Genomic DNA, 16,891 nt, shown 5'->3' on the forward strand with positions numbered 1-16,891 from the left:
CTTCAAGCAGCGACGGTCAGGGTCTTGATGCGATCGGGACGGAAGCCCGACCAGTGATCTTCACCGGCAACCACGATGGGTGCCTGGAGGTACCCGAGAGCCATGACGTAGTCGCGGGCTTCGGCATCCTCGGTGATGTCGATGACGTTGTATTCGAGACCGGCCTTGTCCAGGGCGCGGTAGGTGGCATTGCACTGAACGCAAGCGGGCTTGGTGTAGACGGTGATGCTCATGAGAGTCCCTCTTTCGCTTAGCCAACAAAGGCCGATGTAGTGATGTTCAGCACCGATACGACCGATTGCCGGAGTCTCGCTCGAAGCGTTCCGCGTTGTGGTCTCTCAGTGCTCAAGACACTACACCTAGTGGCCGACAGAAACACATAACGCGAGATGTTGTGAGTCACATCGTTGGAATTCCCAGGTCGCCCCAGTTCAGCGCCTTCATTTCCCGGCGCGTCGGCGTGTCGCGCGTCACAGTTTCTTTTTGTGCTCGCCAGCCTCTGGGAGCCGCGCCACGGACCTACCATGAGCGTCGTGGAAACACCCCCGAAGGACGAGGCTCCACGCCACGAGGCAACCGTGACGAGAACACAGCAGGTGACACCGTTGATGCGCAGAATCACCTTCGGCGGGGAGGGCCTGAGCGACTTCGAGACGAGTGGTAGCCCGGACGAACGGGTGCTCGTCAGATTCCCTCTCATTCGCCCTCACGCCCGTAGTTACACGGTCCGGCGCTGGCAGCCGTCGAAGAACGAGCTGGAGATCGACTTCGTTCTCCACGGCCACGGCGGCGCGGCACTCTGGGCCGCGACTGCGCAACCGGGCGAGACCGTTCACCTCTCGACGGCGAGCGGGTGGTTCACGCCGCCGGCAGGTTGCGACTGGCTGCTGATGGTCGCCGATCACGCCGCTCTGCCCGCGATCGGGCGAATTCTCGAAGAAGCACCCGACGGTCTACCGATCCACGTCATCGCGCAGGTACCCGCGCCGAGCGAACAGCAGACGTTCACGACGCGCGCCGACGCTCACTACCGATGGATCGAGGAATCGGACTCGCTGCTCGCCGAATTGGCCGGCGCTGCCCTGCCTCCCGGCGAGGGCTACATCTGGTGTGCAGTCGAGGCCGCGGCCGCCAGACGCATCCGCACTCACCTGCGTCGAACATGGGAAATCCCGGCAAACCGCATGCACGTGATGGGTTACTGGCGGGAGGACAAGGAGAACTGGGAGCGTCGGTACGCCGCCGTCGCCGACCGTATCGATGCTGCGATGGGCGAAGCGATGATGGCCGGCAAGGATTTCGAGTCGGTTCGCGACGCGGTCGACGACGCGATGGAACGCGAAGGGCTCTAGCGCGCATACGAGTGAGGACCACACCTTCCGGCATGGCCCTCATTCGTGAAACGAATTACGCGTTGACGAGCTGCTTGCCGGCGTCGACGAGGTCGGAGACGACCTTGGAGACCTGAGCGAGCACCTCTGCGTTCTCACGCGGGTGCAGCTCACCGAACAGTGCGCCGGTTCCACCGATGCTCAGTGCAGTGTCCTCGACGACCTTGCCGCCGGCGATACGGACCGCCTTGGTGGTGTCTTCGTGTGCCCACTTGGCGCCGTTGCCGCTGGGCGAAGCGCTGATGACTGCGACAGCCTTGTCCTTGACTGCACCGACACCGTACGGACGCGAGATCCAGTCGATGGCGTTCTTCAGAACTGCGGGAATGGTGCCGTTGTACTCGGGGGTGACGAGCAGGAACGCGTCCGCGTCGCTCGCAGCGGAGCGCAGTGCGTCGACAGCGGGGATGGAAGCACCCTCGACGTCGATGTCTTCGTTGTAGAAGGGGACGTCGGCGAGGCCTTCGAAGACCGTCAGCGTGGCACCCTCGGGTGCGGCGGACACAGCCGTCTCGGCAAGCTGGCGGTTGACGGATCCGGCGCGCAGGCTGCCGACGAGAACGAGAACATTGGTCTGTGACATAGCGAGTTTCCTTCGAGAGTGGTGCGGTTGGTGGCTCCGGTTGAAAGTTATATCAACTAAACGGACCGCGGTCCACTTACATTCCCCGGCCCTGTAACCTGATCCCGTGAGCGCAATCCCCCTCCCCCAGATCGGCGCCGCGCCGGTCGAGCGCGGTGACGCAGCACGTAACCGCGTACTTCTGCTCGACGCCGCAGCCCTCCTCGTTGCCGAGCGAGGTGTCGACGCGGTGACGATGGATGCTGTCGCGTGCCGGGCCGGTGTGGGCAAGGGCACAGTTTTTCGGCGCTTCGGCAATCGATCGGGACTGATGCAGGCACTGCTCGATCACACCGAGCGAGAACTGCAGCAGGCATTCATGTTCGGCCCCCCACCGTTGGGTCCGGGCGCGCCGCCGATCGAGCGCCTCATCGCGTTCGGACGAGCCCGGATTGCCATGGTGGAAGTACAGGGCGAAGTCCTCCGAGCGGCGGAAAACGCTCCTGAATACCGCTTTGGCGGTCCGGCCCGGGCTCTCGGCATCGCTCACGTCATCGGGCTTCTTCGAGGAGCCGGCGTCGAGGGCGACCTCGATCTGCTCGCTTCAGCACTGTTGGCACCACTCGAAGCGTCGCTCGTCCTTCATCAGGTGCGCGATCTCGGGATGACCACTGAGCGCCTGGCGGCCGGCTGGGAAGACCTTGCCCGGCGCGTTACTCGATGTTGACTCCCCAGATCCGTCCCACCACTTAATGTGAGCCCATGCGCATCGCTGCAGCCGTCATCGGCCTCCTGACCATCGCCGCGGTAAGCGGTTGCTCCGCTTCGTCCGACACCCCCGAAGACAAGACGGATCCCTCCGGTCGTGTGTTCATCTCGACCTCCGTGGATGGAACACAAATTCCCGGCGGCGGCCCGCTGACTCTCGACTTCAGCCAGGCCGGTCGAGTGTCCGCGAGCGCCGGATGCAACACGGCAAACGGTTCGGTCGAGTTCAACGACGGCACGCTGACCACCGGCACCATGGCGTCGACCATGATGGGCTGCCCTCCCGGCATCGCCGAGTCCGACTCCTGGACAACAACATTGCTGACCGCCGCGCCGGCGTGGAGCCTCGACGGCGACACCCTCGTCCTGACATCGAAGGACGCCACAGTCACCCTGCAGGACAAGAAAATCGTCACGCCGGATCGACCGCTGCAGGGCACGACGTGGACTGTCACGTCCCTAATCAGTCCCGATGCGATCAGTACGAGCCTGGCTCTGGAGACGTCAGCTCCCGAACTGACGATTGCCGCAGACGGTTCGGTCAGCGGGAGCACCGGATGCAATCGCATGACCGGAAGCGCCCAGACGTCCGACACCACAGTCACGTTCACGCCGATGGCAACCACGCGTATGGCTTGCCCCGAGGAGAACATGGACATCGAGCGCCAGATCCTGGCGGTGCTCGACGGCGAAGTGAGCTACTCCGTCGACGCCGACACGCTGACCCTGCGCAAGCCCGACGACACCGGATTGATACTGACTGCGCAGGCTTGACCAGACGCTGCAGGCTCGATCAGACGTTGTCGAGCAGCCAGCGCCCCAACTCGCGGGCGCTGGCATCGATCATCGCGGGCCAGTCCAAGGCCGAGTCGTCCGCGTGATCGCTGACGTGTTTGACGAGTCGGCAGGTAGCACCCGCAGCCTGCGCGGCGAATGCGATGGCAAACCCCTCCATGTCGACCAGATCGGCTCGCTGTGCAAGGGCGTCCCGGGTTGCAGCGTCGGCGATGAATGCGTCGCCGGTCGCCAACACCGAGTCGTCACCGCCGGCGAGCACCAAACGGTCCGCGACGTCGTGCCCCAGCGCTCGGATCGCGGTGCTGCTGATGTCGTGATTGATGACGACGCCGGGAACATAGAGGCCGCCGTGGTGCGCGTGCAGCGCACCGGCTGTCCCGATGTTGACGACCAGCGGCAGATCATCCCGCTCGTACCGCGCGAGAGCAGAGGCGACTGCTGTTGCAGCACTGACCTTTCCAATCCCCGTGACCAGCAGTTCGCATCCTTGCGGCACGTATGCCGCTTCCGACTTCGTCGCACTGACCACCAGAACGTTGTTCGCACTCATGTGCGCGACCGTACCGCCCCGGATACGGTGGCACTGCACGCGCCTGCTCACATCGCTAGAGTCCATTCATGGCCACACTGCGTGAAAGCATCATCGAAGAACTCGGCACAAAGCCGACAATCGACGCCGCAGCGGAGGTTCGCGCGCGAATCCAGTTCCTGAAGGACTACGTGCGCTCGACCCCCGCCAAAGGGTTCGTTCTGGGAATCAGCGGCGGTCAGGACAGCACGCTCGCCGGAGCCCTCGCCCAACGCGCGGTCACGGAACTTCGCGAAGAAGGCCACGAGGCCGAGTTCGTCGCCGTTCGACTCCCCTATGGCGCTCAGGCCGACGAATCCGACGCTCAGATCGCGCTCGGCTTCATCAAGCCGGACCGCTCTCTCACGGTCAACGTCAAGCCTGGCGCCGACGCGACGGCCCGTGAGGCCTCCGAGGCGCTGGGAAACGGCGAACTACGCGACTTCGTCCGCGGCAACATCAAGGCGCGCGAACGAATGGTCATCCAGTATGCGATTGCCGGTCAGCTCGGCTACCTCGTGATCGGTACCGACCACGCCGCAGAAGCGATTACCGGCTTCTTCACGAAATTCGGTGACGGCGGTGTCGACATCACGCCGCTCACCGGCTTGAGCAAACGCCAGGGCGCCGCATTGCTGCAGGAATTGGGCGCACCCGAGAGCACGTGGCGCAAGGTGCCGACCGCCGACCTCGAGGACGACCGACCCGCGCTACCCGACGAAGTTGCCCTCGGCGTCACGTACTCACAGATAGACGACTACCTCGAAGGAAAGGACGTTTCCTCCGAGGTAGCCGAGAAGCTCGAGAAGATGTTCACCAACACTCGTCACAAGCGCACGGTGCCGGTCACACCCCTCGATGACTGGTGGAAGTAACTCCTACCAGAGCTCTTACCAGCGACTAGCTACCGAACAGGCTGCCGAAGACGTCGCCCAGCGAACCCGTTCCCGAAGCCGGATCCTTCTTCGCGAAGTTGGTGGTGCATCCGTTGAACTGCACTGCATCGACCAGCGTCGACGTGGCGGCGGAACCGGTGCCCACACTGACGCCGTAGTGGTCGACTACCGCGTTCGGGTTCGCGGCGACGATGTCAGCCAAAGGCACTGACACGCGGTCCTTGGCGCCGTCGATGTTCTGAGTGCTCCACCACACGCCCTTCTGGAGATCCGCGTGAACGCCGCCGTCAGCCGTCGGCGTCGCGTCGGGTCCCGGGACCCACACCAGGGTGGTGAATCCGTTCTCGAACTTTCCGCCGGTCGTTCCGGTGAGGCGGAGCTGGAACGCCGCAGTCGGCGTGGCGGCGCGCTCGGCAAAGCCGATCGCCTTGCCGACTGCGTCGGACAGCTTGATACCGCCGGCCGAATGGTAGGAAACCGAACGATCGCCGGTACCGTCGACGGCCAGCTTCAGTGAACCGTCCTTGTCGAGAACGTTGTCGGCCGAGTACGACGCGGTCTGATCCTTCTCGTCGGTGAACGGGATGCCCCAACCGTTCGGCGTCGCTTCGGTGGACAGGGTCGAGCAGGAGGCTTCCGGCGCAGAAGAGCCGAGAGAACCGGTGGACGGAAGCGCAGTAGCAATTGCCGGAGCGGTGAGTGCAGCTGCCCCGAGGAGTGCTACGACGACTCCGACACGGCGCGTGGAATTAATCGACATTGAAATACCTTTCACATATCCCGAGTGGAATTGCGCCAAAATTAACACATGTCGACAATTACCAACAGCGAAGGTATTTCTTTTGTCATCCAAACAGATGACAATTCACCTTGGCAATTCGAAGTGCATTCGCTCCCCCAAAAGTAGGAGAAACTAAACAAAACGACCATGCTGGACAATTGACCAACAATGGAGAAAACGGAGATAGATGCCACTTGAGCTGGAGTGATCAAGATATGAATATTTGGACCGGCAAACCGAAAAAGGATAATACGTCGGCAGCCCACAAATAGCTACGCCGGCAATTCTCGGACTAGCCTCCAGCGAAAGGCGGAAGAATATCGACAGCGCTACCGGAGGCTCGAGAGACGTCGCGGGTCAACTCGTCACCGACGAGGAAAGCCGAGACCGACAGCACTCGCTCCATCTCCGGTCCGTATCGCCCGACCAGCACCGCCACCAACTCGGCAAGTGTGTTGTCAGGCGAGATGGCGACTACCTCGCTACGGCAACCGGATACATCCGCTGCAGCAGCAAAGTAACGAACCGAGATCGAATGCGGATCAGCCACCAATCGCTCCCATACTTCTTTCCGGCGGAACGAAGTCCGCGGCGTCGATGCCGTGCCCAGCCCACTTGTTCCACATCGCACCGCGCCACAAATCCGCTAGTTCGTCGTCACTTGCTCCGGCCCTGAGCGCGGCACGCAGATCAACTTCACGGTCACTGAACAGACATGACCGAATTGTTCCCTCTGCGGTCATTCGCGTCCGATCGCATTCACTGCAGAACGAGCGGGTCACGGAAGCGATGATCCCTACCGTCATCGTGGTCCCGTCGACACGCCATTCTTCGGCAGGAGCCGACGGATCTTCACGGCCGATTGCTTCCAATTCGAAACGGCTTCCCAAAAGGGACAACAATTCAGCCGCGGTCACCATGTTCTCGCGTGCCCATGCATGGTCTGCGTCCAGAGGCATTTGCTCGATAAAGCGCAATTCGACGCCGGCTTCGAGGCACCACTGCAAAAGATCCGCCGCGCCGTGGAGCGTTTCACGCATCAGCACCGCATTGATCTTCAGTGGCGCGAGCCCGGCCGCAGCTGCCGCTCGAATTCCCGCGAGAACGGACGGCAACCTGTCTCGACGCGTCAATTCAGCGAAATGGGCGCGATCAACCGAATCCAGGGAAACATTCACGCGGGTCAAACCAGCTGCAGCCAGCTTTGCGGCACGATGTTCGAGCCCAACGGCGTTGGTAGTCATGGAAAGTGGAATTCCTGGCACGCGCGCGGCGCACCCCCCGATGATCTTTTCGAGGTCACTACGCATCAGCGGTTCGCCGCCGGTGAATCTCACCTCGCGAATACCGACTCGTTCGACGCCGATTCCGACTACTCGAATGATCTCGTCGGCACTCAGAAGATCTTCCGCAGCGATGGCCGGCAAGCCTTCCTCCGGCATGCAATACGTGCAACGAAGTGAACACTTCTCGGTGATCGAGACTCGCAGATCTCTGGCAACACGCCCGAACCTGTCGACCAGGAGATCCGTCTCGGGACGACCGGCGAGGGAGGCAGCGTCGAACCGCACGGTGGGAATTCCCATCGAGACCACTGTCATCACTTCACCAACTTCCGTATTGCTCCAGTATGACCGAAAGCCGTACTCCGTGTGTCGGACGGACCACACCGCCTAGGATCAAAACATGTCGAGGTTGTCGAGGTTACTGTCATGAGCGCGCGTTCGGTCGAGGAACACGCGTCGCACATCTCCGGATTGCTCACCGGCCTGCACACCCTCTCTCCGACGGCAGTTCCGACGGCAGAAGCGTTGGGGCGCATAACTTGCTCGGATATCGCATCGCCGGTAGACCTGCCACTCTTCCGCAACTCGCAGATGGACGGGTATGCCGTCGATGCTGCTTCTGTGGCCTCGGTTCCGACCACACTGACGGTTCGAGGCGTGATCGCCGCTGGAAGCGGAAAACCACCGAAACACCTTCCAGGATCGGCATTTCGCATCATGACCGGTGCTCCGCTCCCCGAGGGTGCCGACGCCGTTGTTCCGGTCGAGGACACAACGGGTGTCACCGAGCACGTCGTCACGATCGAACGGGGCAGGTCGGTAGGCGAATTCGTACGCGAACGTGGCAGCGACATCACCGCCGGAATGCTACTGGTCACGGCCGGAACGCACTTGGAACCTCGCCATATCGCCGCGCTGAGTGCTGTGGGCCTGGCCTCGCTCGACACCTACACGAAGCCACGGGTCGCGATAATTACGACGGGCGCCGAACTGAAAAGTGCCGGAACAACTCTCGAACCCGGTGAGATCTACGATTCCAACGGTCCAGCTTTGGCAACATTGGCCGAAGCCAACGGCGCCGATGTCGTATCCGTCGCCCGAAGCAGCGACGACCCCGCCGAGTTCCGCGAATTGCTCTCGTACGCAACCTCGGTCGCTGATCTGGTGTTCACCTCCGGCGGAGTGTCCATGGGCGACTTCGAGGTGGTGAAGGAAACTCTCACGCCTCTGGGAGCACACTTCGGCCACGTCGCAATGCAGCCGGGCGGTCCGCAAGGCACTGCAGTGGTGAACGAAGTGCCGGTACTGAGCTTCCCGGGCAACCCGGTGAGCACGATGGTCTCCTTCGAGGTCTTCGCACGGGGCGAACTGCGCCGGGCCGCGGGCCTGCCCGAGATCCCGCGCGAGCGACTCCCGTTGACTGCACCGCTGCGTTCGGCGGACGGCAAGCGGCAGTTCCTGCGGGCACGCAGAACTGCGGACGGAATCGAACTCGTTGCCGGACCCGGATCGCACCTTGTTGCAGCCATGGCGTGGGCCGACGTCCTGATCGACATCCCCGCCGCCGTGACCGAGCTCGGCGCGGGCGATCTCGTCGACGTCGTCCCGCTCTCGACTTCCTCGATCTGATTCACTCGATCTGATTCAAAGGACACTGATGACCGAATTGACACACGTCGACAGCGAGGGCCGAGCGCGCATGGTCGACGTCAGCGCCAAGGCCGAGACGACGCGTATCGCCGTCGCTGCCGGCGAACTCGTCACGACCGCCGAGGTAGTTCGCCTCGTCCGCGCCGACGGCATGCCCAAGGCTGATGTCCTCACCACCGCGCGCATCGCCGGAATCGCCGGTGCGAAGAAGACCTCCGAACTGATCCCGCTGTGTCATCAACTCGCGCTCTCGTCGGTCAAGGTGGAATTCGGGTTCACCGAAACATCGATCACCGTCGAGGCGACGGCGAAGACTCGCGGACAGACCGGCGTCGAGATGGAAGCACTCACCGCCGTCGCGGTAGCCGGCCTGACCTTGCACGACATGGTCAAAGCGGTGGACCCCGGAGCTACCATGAACGGTGTTCGTCTGCTCACCAAAGACGGTGGTAAGCGCGGACATTGGACCCGCGACACTCAGAACGCACAGACAGCTCCGGCGCACACCTTCACCTCGGCACGGTCCGCGACCGTCCTCGTGGCTTCCACCGGCGGTGCGAACGGCACCAGACCCGACACCACCGGACCCACGATCGCGACCTGGCTACGTGAACGGGACTTCGAGGTACGTGGACCGCTTGTGTACGCCGACGCCGACATCGCGGCGGGCATCGCTGACGCCAAGGAGGGCTCCCCGTCACTCGTCATCAGTACCGGCGGCACCGGGGCTTCCCCCACGGATGCCACCCCGGAAGCTACCCGGGCAGTCTTGACCCGTGAGTTGCCCGGCGTCGCAGAAGCGATCCGGACCAAGGGCCTCGAGAAGACACCGCACGCGTCGCTGAGCCGTGGTGTGGCAGGTCTCACAGGTACGACGGTCATCGTCAATCTTCCGGGTTCTCCCGGTGGAGTGAAGGACGGTCTCGCCGTCCTCGAACCCATCATCGATCACCTGCTCGCGCAGGTCGCAGGCGGAGGAGCGCACGATGAGTGAGCTACTGGCTCGGATCTCCGAGCAACCGATTCACGCAGACACCGTCGACGCCGCCGTTGCCGGTCCGAAGAACGGCGCTGTTGTGGTGTTCACGGGAACGGTGCGCAATCACGATGGAGGTCAAGCGGTTTCGGCGTTGGAGTACCAAGCGCATCCGGATGCCGAACGCTTCCTCCAGACGTGCTGCCAAGAGGTTGCGGCCTCGACCGGCCTGCCGGTTGCCGCGATCCATCGCGTCGGTCACCTCGAGATCGGCGACCTCGCACTGGTCGCCGCCGTCGCCGCGCCGCATCGAGCGGAGGCGTTTGCCGCGTGCGCCGAACTGGTGGAGCGCATCAAGCACGAGGTACCGATCTGGAAGCGGCAACACTTCGCGAACGGCGTCTCCGAATGGGTCGGGTTGTAGGTCGAACGCTCCGGGAAGGTAGAGTTGCGATCACTAGGTGCCTGAAATCGGGCATCCAGCGTCGTAGAACGCAAATTTTCTTGCTGAGTGCTCAATGCACCCGCTCTTCTTACGGCGAAGAAGCCTGCCGACCGGCAGCGCCGCCACCACTGTGCTTGATTGTTCGACCGGTTAATTCCCGTGTCGGCATCCGGGCACGAACACGTGCCTGAAAGGCTCTGAACACACTTGTCTGACATCTCTACGCCCGCTACCACCTTCGCAGCCCTCGGTGTGCGCGCACCGCTGGTGAAAGCTCTCGAAGACGGCGGAATCACTTCTCCGTTCCCGATCCAGATCGACACCCTCCCCGACACTCTCTCGGGGCGCGACGTACTGGGCCGCGGAAAGACCGGAAGCGGCAAGACCCTCGCGTTCTCCATCCCCATGGTCTCCCGCCTCGCCGGCGAACTGTCCGGAGGAAAGCGTCGTCCGGGTCGACCGCTCGGCCTGGTGCTCGCACCGACGCGTGAGCTCGCCACCCAGATCACCGCAACCCTCGAACCGTTGGCCGCCGCATACGACTTGCGCGTGACCACGATCTTCGGTGGTGTCTCGCAGCACCGCCAGGTTCAGGCTCTCAAGGCCGGAGTCGACATCGTCGTCGCCTGCCCCGGTCGCCTCGAAGACCTCATGAAGCAGAAGTTCGTCAGTCTCGACGCCGTCGAGATCACCGTGCTCGACGAGGCCGACCACATGGCCGACCTCGGCTTCCTGCCCGTCGTCACCCGCATCCTCTCGTCCACGCCGCAGGACGGGCAGCGTCTACTGTTCTCGGCAACGCTGGACAACGGCGTCGACAAGCTCGTCAAGCGTTTCCTCAAGAACGAGGTCATGCATTCGGTCGACGAGGCCAACTCCCCCGTCGCCGCAATGACGCACCACGTGTTCGACGTCGACGGCGTCGAAGCCAAGAAGGCTCTGGTCGAGAAGCTCGCTTCCGGTACCGGTCGTCGCATCCTGTTCATGCGCACCAAGCACCAGGCTCGCAAGTTGGCTCGCCAGCTCACCGAGTCGGGCATCCCGTCCGTTGACCTTCACGGCAACCTCTCGCAGGCTGCTCGCGACCGTAACCTGGCGGCATTCTCCGCCGGTGAAGCGCGCGTCCTCGTCGCCACCGACGTCGCAGCGCGTGGCGTCCACGTCGACGACGTCGAGTTGGTCGTCCACGTCGATCCGCCGGCCGAGCACAAGGCTTACCTGCACCGCAGTGGTCGCACCGCTCGCGCAGGCAGCGCCGGCGACGTGGTCACCGTGGTTCTGCCCGAGCAGCGTAAGGATCTTGCAATCCTCATGCGCAAGGCAGCCATCAAGGTGACCCCGGTCCGTTCGACTGCCAACTCCGAGCACGTCGTCAAGTTGGTCGGCGACATCGCACCGCACGTCACGCCGGCTCCGAAGGCTCCTGCCCAGCCCAACGGCGGACGCGGACAGCGTCCCGCCGGCCAGGGTGGACGCGGCGGCGCAGCACGTTCGGGTCAGGCTCGCTCCGGACAGGGCGGTCAGTCACGCGGTGCTCGCACCGGCGGAGCTGCCCGTCAGGAACATGCCGGTGGTGGCGCTCGCCGTCCCCGCACCGGCGGCGGCGCTCGCACCGCAGGCTCCACCGGTGGCCGTCCCGCACGCTAGGCCACACCGCCGCCCCGCGCGCAACACCGCCCGGTACAACTCAATAGGTTTCGTAATGGACAGCGTCGGCCAGTGGCCGGCGCTGTCGCCATCCGAAGCGTTCGAGATCCGGAACCTGTTGAAACTCGGTCACCTTGCCGACGCACAGCCACGCAATGGGGCGAACGGGTGACGGAATGCCCATGAGTTCGGTGAGGTACTTCTCGTCGTAGAACGAAACCCAGCCGATGCCGATCTCCTCGGCTACCGCGGCGAGCCACAAATTCTGAATTGCCAGCACCGCCGAGAACAGCCCGGTGTCGTCGACGGTATGACGGCCGAGGATGTTCGGGCCACCGCGCGACGAGTCGTAAGTGACGACGATGCCGGTACCACTCTCGGCGATTCCCTCGATCTTGATGGGGTCGAACGTCGAGCGGCGATCCTCGGGCAAGGACTGCGCGAAATTCACCCTGGCATCGGCGACGTGTGCCGCGAAGGTGTCGAGCGTCTCCGGATTACGAACGACCACAAAATCCCACGGTTGCGTGTTTCCCACGCTCGGCGCGCGATGGGCGGCGTCGAGAATGCGCATCAGAGTTTCGTCGGGGACGATCTCTCCCGAGAACTCAGCGCGAACGTCTCGCCGTCGCCGAATCGCTTCGTACACGGATACAGCTGATTCACTCACGCCCCGACGGTATAGCGGTGCAATCCCAGCATGGCGTCGGGGTGCGGTTCGACCGTTTCTTCGCGCATGCAGGCGCGGAGCGCGCTGCCGACCGCCCCCGAATCCATCCCGGTACCGATCACGACCAGTTGCGTGGTTCGAGGTTCGCCCGACTTCCATCGCAGCGGCGTGATCCGGACATGATCACCCACCGATTGGATCTCGAATTTTCCTGTGTAGCCCGGAATCTCGAAGTTCACGAAGCCCTTGATGCGGTAAACACCCGACGGCTGATTCTCGAGAAAGTGCGTCAGAGCCCTGGCATCGAGAGGCGTCTCCGATGCGAAATCAACCGATTCGTAGCGGTGGTGCAGGTGATCGTGGTGACACGAGCCGTCCTCGTGATCGTCGTCGTGCCCGTCGCGCAGGAGCTCGTCGAGGCTCAGTTGATCGCCCGGAGCCGGAGGGGTCACCTCGCCGGTATCGAACAACAGAGCGGGGTCTATCCGCGAGTGCGAGGTTTCCACCATCGGCGCTCGCGGATTCAACTTACGAATTTCGGTCGTGAATCGCTCGCGTTCGGCGACCGGAACGCTGTCGATCTTGTTGACTACCACCAGGTCTGCCAGGCGGACATGTTGATCGAGCTCGGGATGTTCGCGGCGAACGGTGGAGAAATTGGCTCCGTCGACCAGGACCACCAGGCCGCCGTAGACGACAGACGGGTTCTCACTTCCGAGGACGAGTCGAATCATGTTCCGCGGCTCGGCAAGCCCGCTGGCCTCGATGACGATCACGTCGATCCCGGACTGCCGGTGCGCCAACTTGTTCAGCATCTCGTCCATGTCCGAGACGTCGACAGCGCAGCACAAACAGCCGTTGCTGAGAGAGACCATCGAATCGACCTGACCAGCGACCATCATCGAGTCGATGTTGACGGAGCCGAAGTCGTTGACGATCACGCCGATGCGTACACCGTCGTTGTTACGCAGAAGATGGTTGAGCAGCGTCGTCTTGCCCGAACCGAGAAAGCCTGCGACGACTATTACGGGAATCTGCTTCTTCGCCACCACACAACCTTCCGAAACCACACGTACCGATCAGTGATCGTAGTGGAGTGTGGCTCCGGAAGGTTCACGCTGACAGCAGACTCACACCGTGCAGAGCGGACGGATGTCCGACGTGCCCTCGGTGGTCGGTGACGTCAGGATCGTGCATGCGTTGTATCCACGGGATTCGGCGACCCGGCGGATCTCACTCCAGCCTGCCGCGTCGATGACCGCCGACCGTGAGAGCACGAACCCGGAAAGCCTGAGCGGATCGCCCACCAGTGCCCACGAATAGTCGTCGGCAATGTAGGTGACGATGTAGTTGGGTGGGCCGTCCAAGCTTTCCTGTGAGGGCACCCCGGGGAAGCTCACATGCAACTGGGCACCCGTTGCTGGATCGGTAACTCGGGCATTCCCGACGATCTCGTTGGCTTGACCGGTCCACGTCGTACACGTGTTCTTCACGCTCACGTTCGACGAATCGACGATCCCGTAACTCGCCCGGGTGTCCTTCGCGCACGCGAGGTTGAAGGGCTGAGGAATCGCCGCCACCTGGTTCCATTCCCCTACGTAGCGCGCGACGTCCAGGTTCGCCACCGGCTGCAAGGGTTCCCAGAGTGGGCTCGCCTGCGCGGTTCCCGAAAACATCGTCGCTGCGGCGCACACTCCCGCAATCGCAATCGCACTTCGCCCCGACCACTTCATGTCACTGCTCCTCGTCTGTACAACGCTCGATCGGCATTGGTTCCTCAAGACATTCGGAGCTGACGGACTGGAGGATGGGGCGGTATGTAAAACTACTTTTGGTTTGTTATGGACCTACTTCACAAACCTTATGTAGTCTTTGCTAAAAGATAGCTGAAAGTCGGACGGAGCTACTGTGATGAAGGTTGTCGACTTAGGTCTAGAACGCACTCGCTATGCAGTCATCGACGAGACGATCGAGTCGAGGTGGCGCCGAGTCACCTCTATGCAGCACGACGCCGTTGCCGTCGTGACTCCGCGCGACCGGATCACTTTCGCCGAACTCGAACTCCGGACCGACGCATTGGTCCGCGAACTTCGCCTACGTGGGTCACACGGGGCACGCCCGGTTGCGGTCGATCTCGAACCAACGGCCGAGTCGGTGCCCGCCATCCTCGCCACTCTGATTTCCGGTCGGCCCTTGGTCATGATCGACCCACAACTCCCCGAGGCCCGCCGAGCGCACATCATGAGCACCTCGGGTGCAGTCCCGCTGCAGTCGATACTCGACGAGTCTGCTGCGACGGGCTTCAGATTCGACAGCGCGTTGGAACCATCGAGTTCCGACCCTGCAATGATCGCGTTCACGTCAGGCACCAGCGGGGCACCCAAGGGAGTCGTGTTGAGCCACTCCATGTGCCTGAACAAGGCCGACGAACTCGCCGCAGCAATCGACCTGCGACCCGACGATCACATCGGGAACCTGTTGCCCGTCAGTTTCGGAGCCGGAATCACGGCCCTGATCATGGGGCTTATGAACGGAGTCACGGTCTACTGCTGGGATCCACGTATCGACGGCGTCTCGGGAATCGACGACTGGCTGATCGAGAATTCGATCACGACCACGCACTGTGCGCCGTCTTTTCTGCGGGCGTGGTCAGATCTCGATTGCGGTGCAGCAAATGATGATTCGATCGGTTCCCTACGCGTCGTCGTAACGTACGGGGAAGCAGTTCACGGCGAGGACTACGCGCGCCATCGCAGTCACGGCTTCGCTCGCGTCACGTACGTCAACTGGCTGGCCACCACCGAGACCGGTGTCGTCGCGTACAACGTGTTCCCACCACATTCCGAACTACCCGTCGGAGTGGTACCGGCCGGACGTGCTCGCGACGGCAAGGACGTACAGATCGTCGATGTGAACGGCGTGCCTCTCCCCGACGGAGAGATCGGAGAGATTCAGGTTGTCTCCAGTGATCTTGCCGACGGATACCACGGCGACCCGGATCGAACTGCAACACGATTCACGCGCCTGGGCGACGGAGTGAGCATCTACCGGACCGGTGACCGGGGCCGCATCGACGAACGCGGAGAACTGCAACTGCGGGGACGCGTCGACGACGCCGTCAAGATTCGGGGCTATCTGGTGGAACCGATGGAAGTCGAGGCGCATATTCGTCGAATTCCCGGCGTCGCCGATGTTTTCGTGGCCGTCGTCCTCGAGAACGATCGACCGGAGATCGTCGCCTACGTGGTCCTGACCAAAGCCGTGATGGCACGGTCGGGCGCCGAGATGCGGCGCGAATTGGCGACATATCTGCCGGCCTGGATGCTCCCCCGACATTTTGTTCTGATGCCGGCGTTGCCCCGCAACGAAAGAGGAAAGGTCGATCGAACAGCGCTGCCCTCCGTCGAGGTGCGGTCCACTCCACCGACTCTCGCCGGGCCCGCCGAATTGTGGTTGTCCTCGATCTGGGAGTCGATTCTCGGTATCGACTCCATCGACCGTGAGGACGACTTCTTCGAACTCGGCGGCGATTCGCTTGCTTCAACCGAAGTGGTGGCAAAGATTCACGACATGTTCCGGATCCGGATCACGGCGGCGGAGTTCGCGGCCGCCAGTACCGTCAAAGACCTTGCAGCGCTGGTGGATCGGCGCAGAATCGATCCCGATGATCGCGTCTGTCACAACACGATGGTGCCACTGAAGCTCGAAGGCTCCGGGCGACCGCTGTTCATCATGAACGGAGCGGGGTGCCCATCGACGACGCTGTCCACCTTGTCGAAAGCGCTGCACACCGATCGGCCGGTTTACGCACTTCAGCCACACGGCTTCGAATCTCGCGGACTACCCGACCGGTCGGTGAAAGCAAGCGCCCGCCGTTTCATTTTCGAAATCAAGAAGATTCAGCCCACCGGGCCATACCTCCTCGCCGGATACTCGTACGGCGGCTACGTGGCGCTGGAAATGGCGACACAGCTGTCCGAGTCAGGTGACACTGTCGAACACGTCACCGTTCTCGACACCAGAATCTCCACCGAGGCTGCCGCACGACTGGCTGGTCGAGCGGGCATCACTTTGGATCCGTCGATCGTCGACCTTGCACCACAACCATCCACCAATGCCCGCTGGAAGCCGACCAGACGCACCGTCGCGGCCATGTGGATCCGCACGCTGTTCGCCGGCATTCTGCAGTACCCGCCGGCCACCCAGTGGACCGTGTTCCTCTACATAGGAGGCCAGGCGCTCCGGAAGCATCGGATACGAGCATGCGCCGCGCCCGTCACCGTGATCCGTGGAGCCACCAACAACCGTGGACGCGAGATCTGGTCACTCATTGCCACGGGCTCACTGGATTTCGACGACGTCGACGCGTGCCACGAAGACGTCGTCCGCCAACCGTACGTCCGCAAGACTGCGGCGATCATCGATCGAGTCTGTGATCGAGCGTGACCAGCGC

At 62.7% G+C, this 16,891-nt stretch carries 18 protein-coding genes; 9 read left to right on the top strand and 9 right to left on the bottom strand.

What is annotated here, in order from left to right; genetic code table 11:
- Window positions 1-2 precede the first annotated feature (2 nt).
- Window positions 3-233: a glutaredoxin-like protein NrdH gene (nrdH, locus tag ATN38_RS24395; protein WP_003944717.1), complete on the bottom strand. Its 231-nt coding sequence runs from the start codon at window positions 231-233 to the stop codon at window positions 3-5.
- Window positions 234-524: 291 nt separating this feature from the next.
- On the opposite strand from nrdH, the gene ATN38_RS24400 reads away from it, so the two are divergent.
- Window positions 525-1,352 (top strand): siderophore-interacting protein, encoded by an 828-nt coding sequence (locus tag ATN38_RS24400; protein ID WP_218748829.1) that lies wholly within the window; start codon window positions 525-527, stop codon window positions 1,350-1,352.
- Between the two features lie 55 nt (window positions 1,353-1,407).
- Here ATN38_RS24400 and ATN38_RS24405 read toward each other — a convergent pair whose 3' ends face one another.
- Entirely contained in the window at window positions 1,408-1,974 is a 567-nt protein-coding gene (locus ATN38_RS24405) for an NAD(P)H-dependent oxidoreductase (RefSeq protein ID WP_030534957.1), read from the bottom strand.
- Window positions 1,975-2,080: 106 nt separating this feature from the next.
- Here ATN38_RS24405 and ATN38_RS24410 point away from each other — a divergent pair, with 106 nt between their 5' ends.
- Together ATN38_RS24410 and ATN38_RS24415 are read left to right on the top strand one after the other, a co-directional pair.
- Window positions 2,081-2,680, top strand: coding sequence for a TetR/AcrR family transcriptional regulator (locus ATN38_RS24410; protein WP_003944690.1), 600 nt, complete (start codon window positions 2,081-2,083; stop codon window positions 2,678-2,680).
- 35 nt (window positions 2,681-2,715) lie between these two features.
- The gene (locus ATN38_RS24415; protein ID WP_218748831.1) at window positions 2,716-3,495 is read left to right on the top strand and encodes an META domain-containing protein; all 780 of its coding nucleotides are present in this window, start codon (window positions 2,716-2,718) and stop codon (window positions 3,493-3,495) included.
- Between the two features lie 19 nt (window positions 3,496-3,514).
- On the opposite strand, the gene ATN38_RS24420 is transcribed toward ATN38_RS24415, so the two are convergent.
- Window positions 3,515-4,069 carry a nucleosidase gene (locus ATN38_RS24420; RefSeq protein ID WP_007736063.1) on the bottom strand — a complete coding sequence of 185 codons (555 nt, stop codon included), beginning with the start codon at window positions 4,067-4,069 and terminating at the stop codon, window positions 3,515-3,517.
- Window positions 4,070-4,137: 68 nt separating this feature from the next.
- On the opposite strand from ATN38_RS24420, the gene nadE reads away from it, so the two are divergent.
- On the top strand, window positions 4,138-4,962 hold the full coding sequence (nadE, locus tag ATN38_RS24425; RefSeq protein WP_054187784.1) for an ammonia-dependent NAD(+) synthetase: 825 nt from the start codon (window positions 4,138-4,140) through the stop codon (window positions 4,960-4,962).
- Between the two features lie 25 nt (window positions 4,963-4,987).
- On the opposite strand, the gene ATN38_RS24430 is transcribed toward nadE, so the two are convergent.
- The 3 genes from ATN38_RS24430 to moaA form a co-directional block, all read right to left on the bottom strand.
- Window positions 4,988-5,743, bottom strand: a complete 756-nt coding sequence (locus tag ATN38_RS24430; RefSeq protein WP_003944763.1) for a hypothetical protein — start codon at window positions 5,741-5,743, stop codon at window positions 4,988-4,990.
- 313 nt (window positions 5,744-6,056) lie between these two features.
- A complete protein-coding gene (locus ATN38_RS24435; protein ID WP_003944706.1) occupies window positions 6,057-6,314 on the bottom strand; it encodes a MoaD/ThiS family protein in 258 nt (85 codons plus the stop codon).
- Complete coding sequence (gene moaA, locus ATN38_RS24440; protein WP_218748833.1) at window positions 6,307-7,365, bottom strand: GTP 3',8-cyclase MoaA; 1,059 nt, start codon at window positions 7,363-7,365, stop codon at window positions 6,307-6,309. The genes ATN38_RS24435 and moaA overlap by 8 nt, the downstream gene beginning before the upstream one ends.
- Before the next feature lie 111 nt (window positions 7,366-7,476).
- Here moaA and glp point away from each other — a divergent pair, with 111 nt between their 5' ends.
- The 4 genes from glp to ATN38_RS24460 all read left to right on the top strand — a co-directional run bounded on the left by glp (window position 7,477) and on the right by ATN38_RS24460 (window position 11,768).
- Complete coding sequence (gene glp, locus ATN38_RS24445; protein WP_218748839.1) at window positions 7,477-8,679, top strand: gephyrin-like molybdotransferase Glp; 1,203 nt, start codon at window positions 7,477-7,479, stop codon at window positions 8,677-8,679.
- Window positions 8,680-8,707: 28 nt separating this feature from the next.
- Window positions 8,708-9,694, top strand: coding sequence for a bifunctional molybdenum cofactor biosynthesis protein MoaC/MoaB (moaCB, locus tag ATN38_RS24450; protein WP_047271627.1), 987 nt, complete (start codon window positions 8,708-8,710; stop codon window positions 9,692-9,694).
- On the top strand, window positions 9,687-10,100 hold the full coding sequence (locus tag ATN38_RS24455) for a molybdenum cofactor biosynthesis protein MoaE (RefSeq protein WP_007731311.1): 414 nt from the start codon (window positions 9,687-9,689) through the stop codon (window positions 10,098-10,100). The genes moaCB and ATN38_RS24455 overlap by 8 nt, the downstream gene beginning before the upstream one ends.
- Window positions 10,101-10,328: 228 nt before the next feature.
- Complete coding sequence (locus ATN38_RS24460; RefSeq protein WP_042450056.1) at window positions 10,329-11,768, top strand: DEAD/DEAH box helicase; 1,440 nt, start codon at window positions 10,329-10,331, stop codon at window positions 11,766-11,768.
- A gap of 40 nt (window positions 11,769-11,808) precedes the next feature.
- Here ATN38_RS24460 and bluB read toward each other — a convergent pair whose 3' ends face one another.
- The 3 genes from bluB to ATN38_RS24475 all read right to left on the bottom strand — a co-directional run bounded on the left by bluB (window position 11,809) and on the right by ATN38_RS24475 (window position 14,171).
- On the bottom strand, window positions 11,809-12,438 hold the full coding sequence (bluB, locus tag ATN38_RS24465; RefSeq protein ID WP_218748841.1) for a 5,6-dimethylbenzimidazole synthase: 630 nt from the start codon (window positions 12,436-12,438) through the stop codon (window positions 11,809-11,811).
- Window positions 12,435-13,487 (bottom strand): GTP-binding protein, encoded by a 1,053-nt coding sequence (locus ATN38_RS24470; RefSeq protein WP_054187604.1) that lies wholly within the window; start codon window positions 13,485-13,487, stop codon window positions 12,435-12,437. Before ATN38_RS24470 ends, bluB begins: the two co-directional genes overlap by 4 nt.
- 81 nt (window positions 13,488-13,568) lie before the next feature.
- Window positions 13,569-14,171: a lipocalin family protein gene (locus tag ATN38_RS24475; RefSeq protein ID WP_042924492.1), complete on the bottom strand. Its 603-nt coding sequence runs from the start codon at window positions 14,169-14,171 to the stop codon at window positions 13,569-13,571.
- Between the two features lie 178 nt (window positions 14,172-14,349).
- Between ATN38_RS24475 and ATN38_RS24480 the strand changes: the two genes are divergently transcribed.
- Entirely contained in the window at window positions 14,350-16,884 is a 2,535-nt protein-coding gene (locus tag ATN38_RS24480; protein WP_030534966.1) for an alpha/beta fold hydrolase, read from the top strand.
- The last annotated feature ends 7 nt before the right edge of the window (window positions 16,885-16,891 follow it).

The sequence above is a fragment of the Rhodococcus sp. FH8 genome (assembly GCF_019266085.1).
GTDB lineage: Bacteria > Actinomycetota > Actinomycetes > Mycobacteriales > Mycobacteriaceae > Rhodococcus_F > Rhodococcus_F qingshengii.

Coding starts and splice junctions, on each gene's coding strand:
- moaA (WP_218748833.1), bottom strand. CDS start 7,365: ATGACAGTGGTCTCGATGGGAATTCCCACCGTGCGGTTCGACGCTGCC.
- ATN38_RS24400 (WP_218748829.1), top strand. CDS start 525: ATGAGCGTCGTGGAAACACCCCCGAAGGACGAGGCTCCACGCCACGAG.
- ATN38_RS24415 (WP_218748831.1), top strand. CDS start 2,716: ATGCGCATCGCTGCAGCCGTCATCGGCCTCCTGACCATCGCCGCGGTA.
- glp (WP_218748839.1), top strand. CDS start 7,477: ATGAGCGCGCGTTCGGTCGAGGAACACGCGTCGCACATCTCCGGATTG.
- ATN38_RS24480 (WP_030534966.1), top strand. CDS start 14,350: ATGAAGGTTGTCGACTTAGGTCTAGAACGCACTCGCTATGCAGTCATC.
- ATN38_RS24455 (WP_007731311.1), top strand. CDS start 9,687: ATGAGTGAGCTACTGGCTCGGATCTCCGAGCAACCGATTCACGCAGAC.
- ATN38_RS24405 (WP_030534957.1), bottom strand. CDS start 1,974: ATGTCACAGACCAATGTTCTCGTTCTCGTCGGCAGCCTGCGCGCCGGA.
- moaCB (WP_047271627.1), top strand. CDS start 8,708: ATGACCGAATTGACACACGTCGACAGCGAGGGCCGAGCGCGCATGGTC.
- nrdH (WP_003944717.1), bottom strand. CDS start 233: ATGAGCATCACCGTCTACACCAAGCCCGCTTGCGTTCAGTGCAATGCC.
- nadE (WP_054187784.1), top strand. CDS start 4,138: ATGGCCACACTGCGTGAAAGCATCATCGAAGAACTCGGCACAAAGCCG.
- ATN38_RS24475 (WP_042924492.1), bottom strand. CDS start 14,171: ATGAAGTGGTCGGGGCGAAGTGCGATTGCGATTGCGGGAGTGTGCGCC.
- ATN38_RS24420 (WP_007736063.1), bottom strand. CDS start 4,069: ATGAGTGCGAACAACGTTCTGGTGGTCAGTGCGACGAAGTCGGAAGCG.
- ATN38_RS24430 (WP_003944763.1), bottom strand. CDS start 5,743: ATGTCGATTAATTCCACGCGCCGTGTCGGAGTCGTCGTAGCACTCCTC.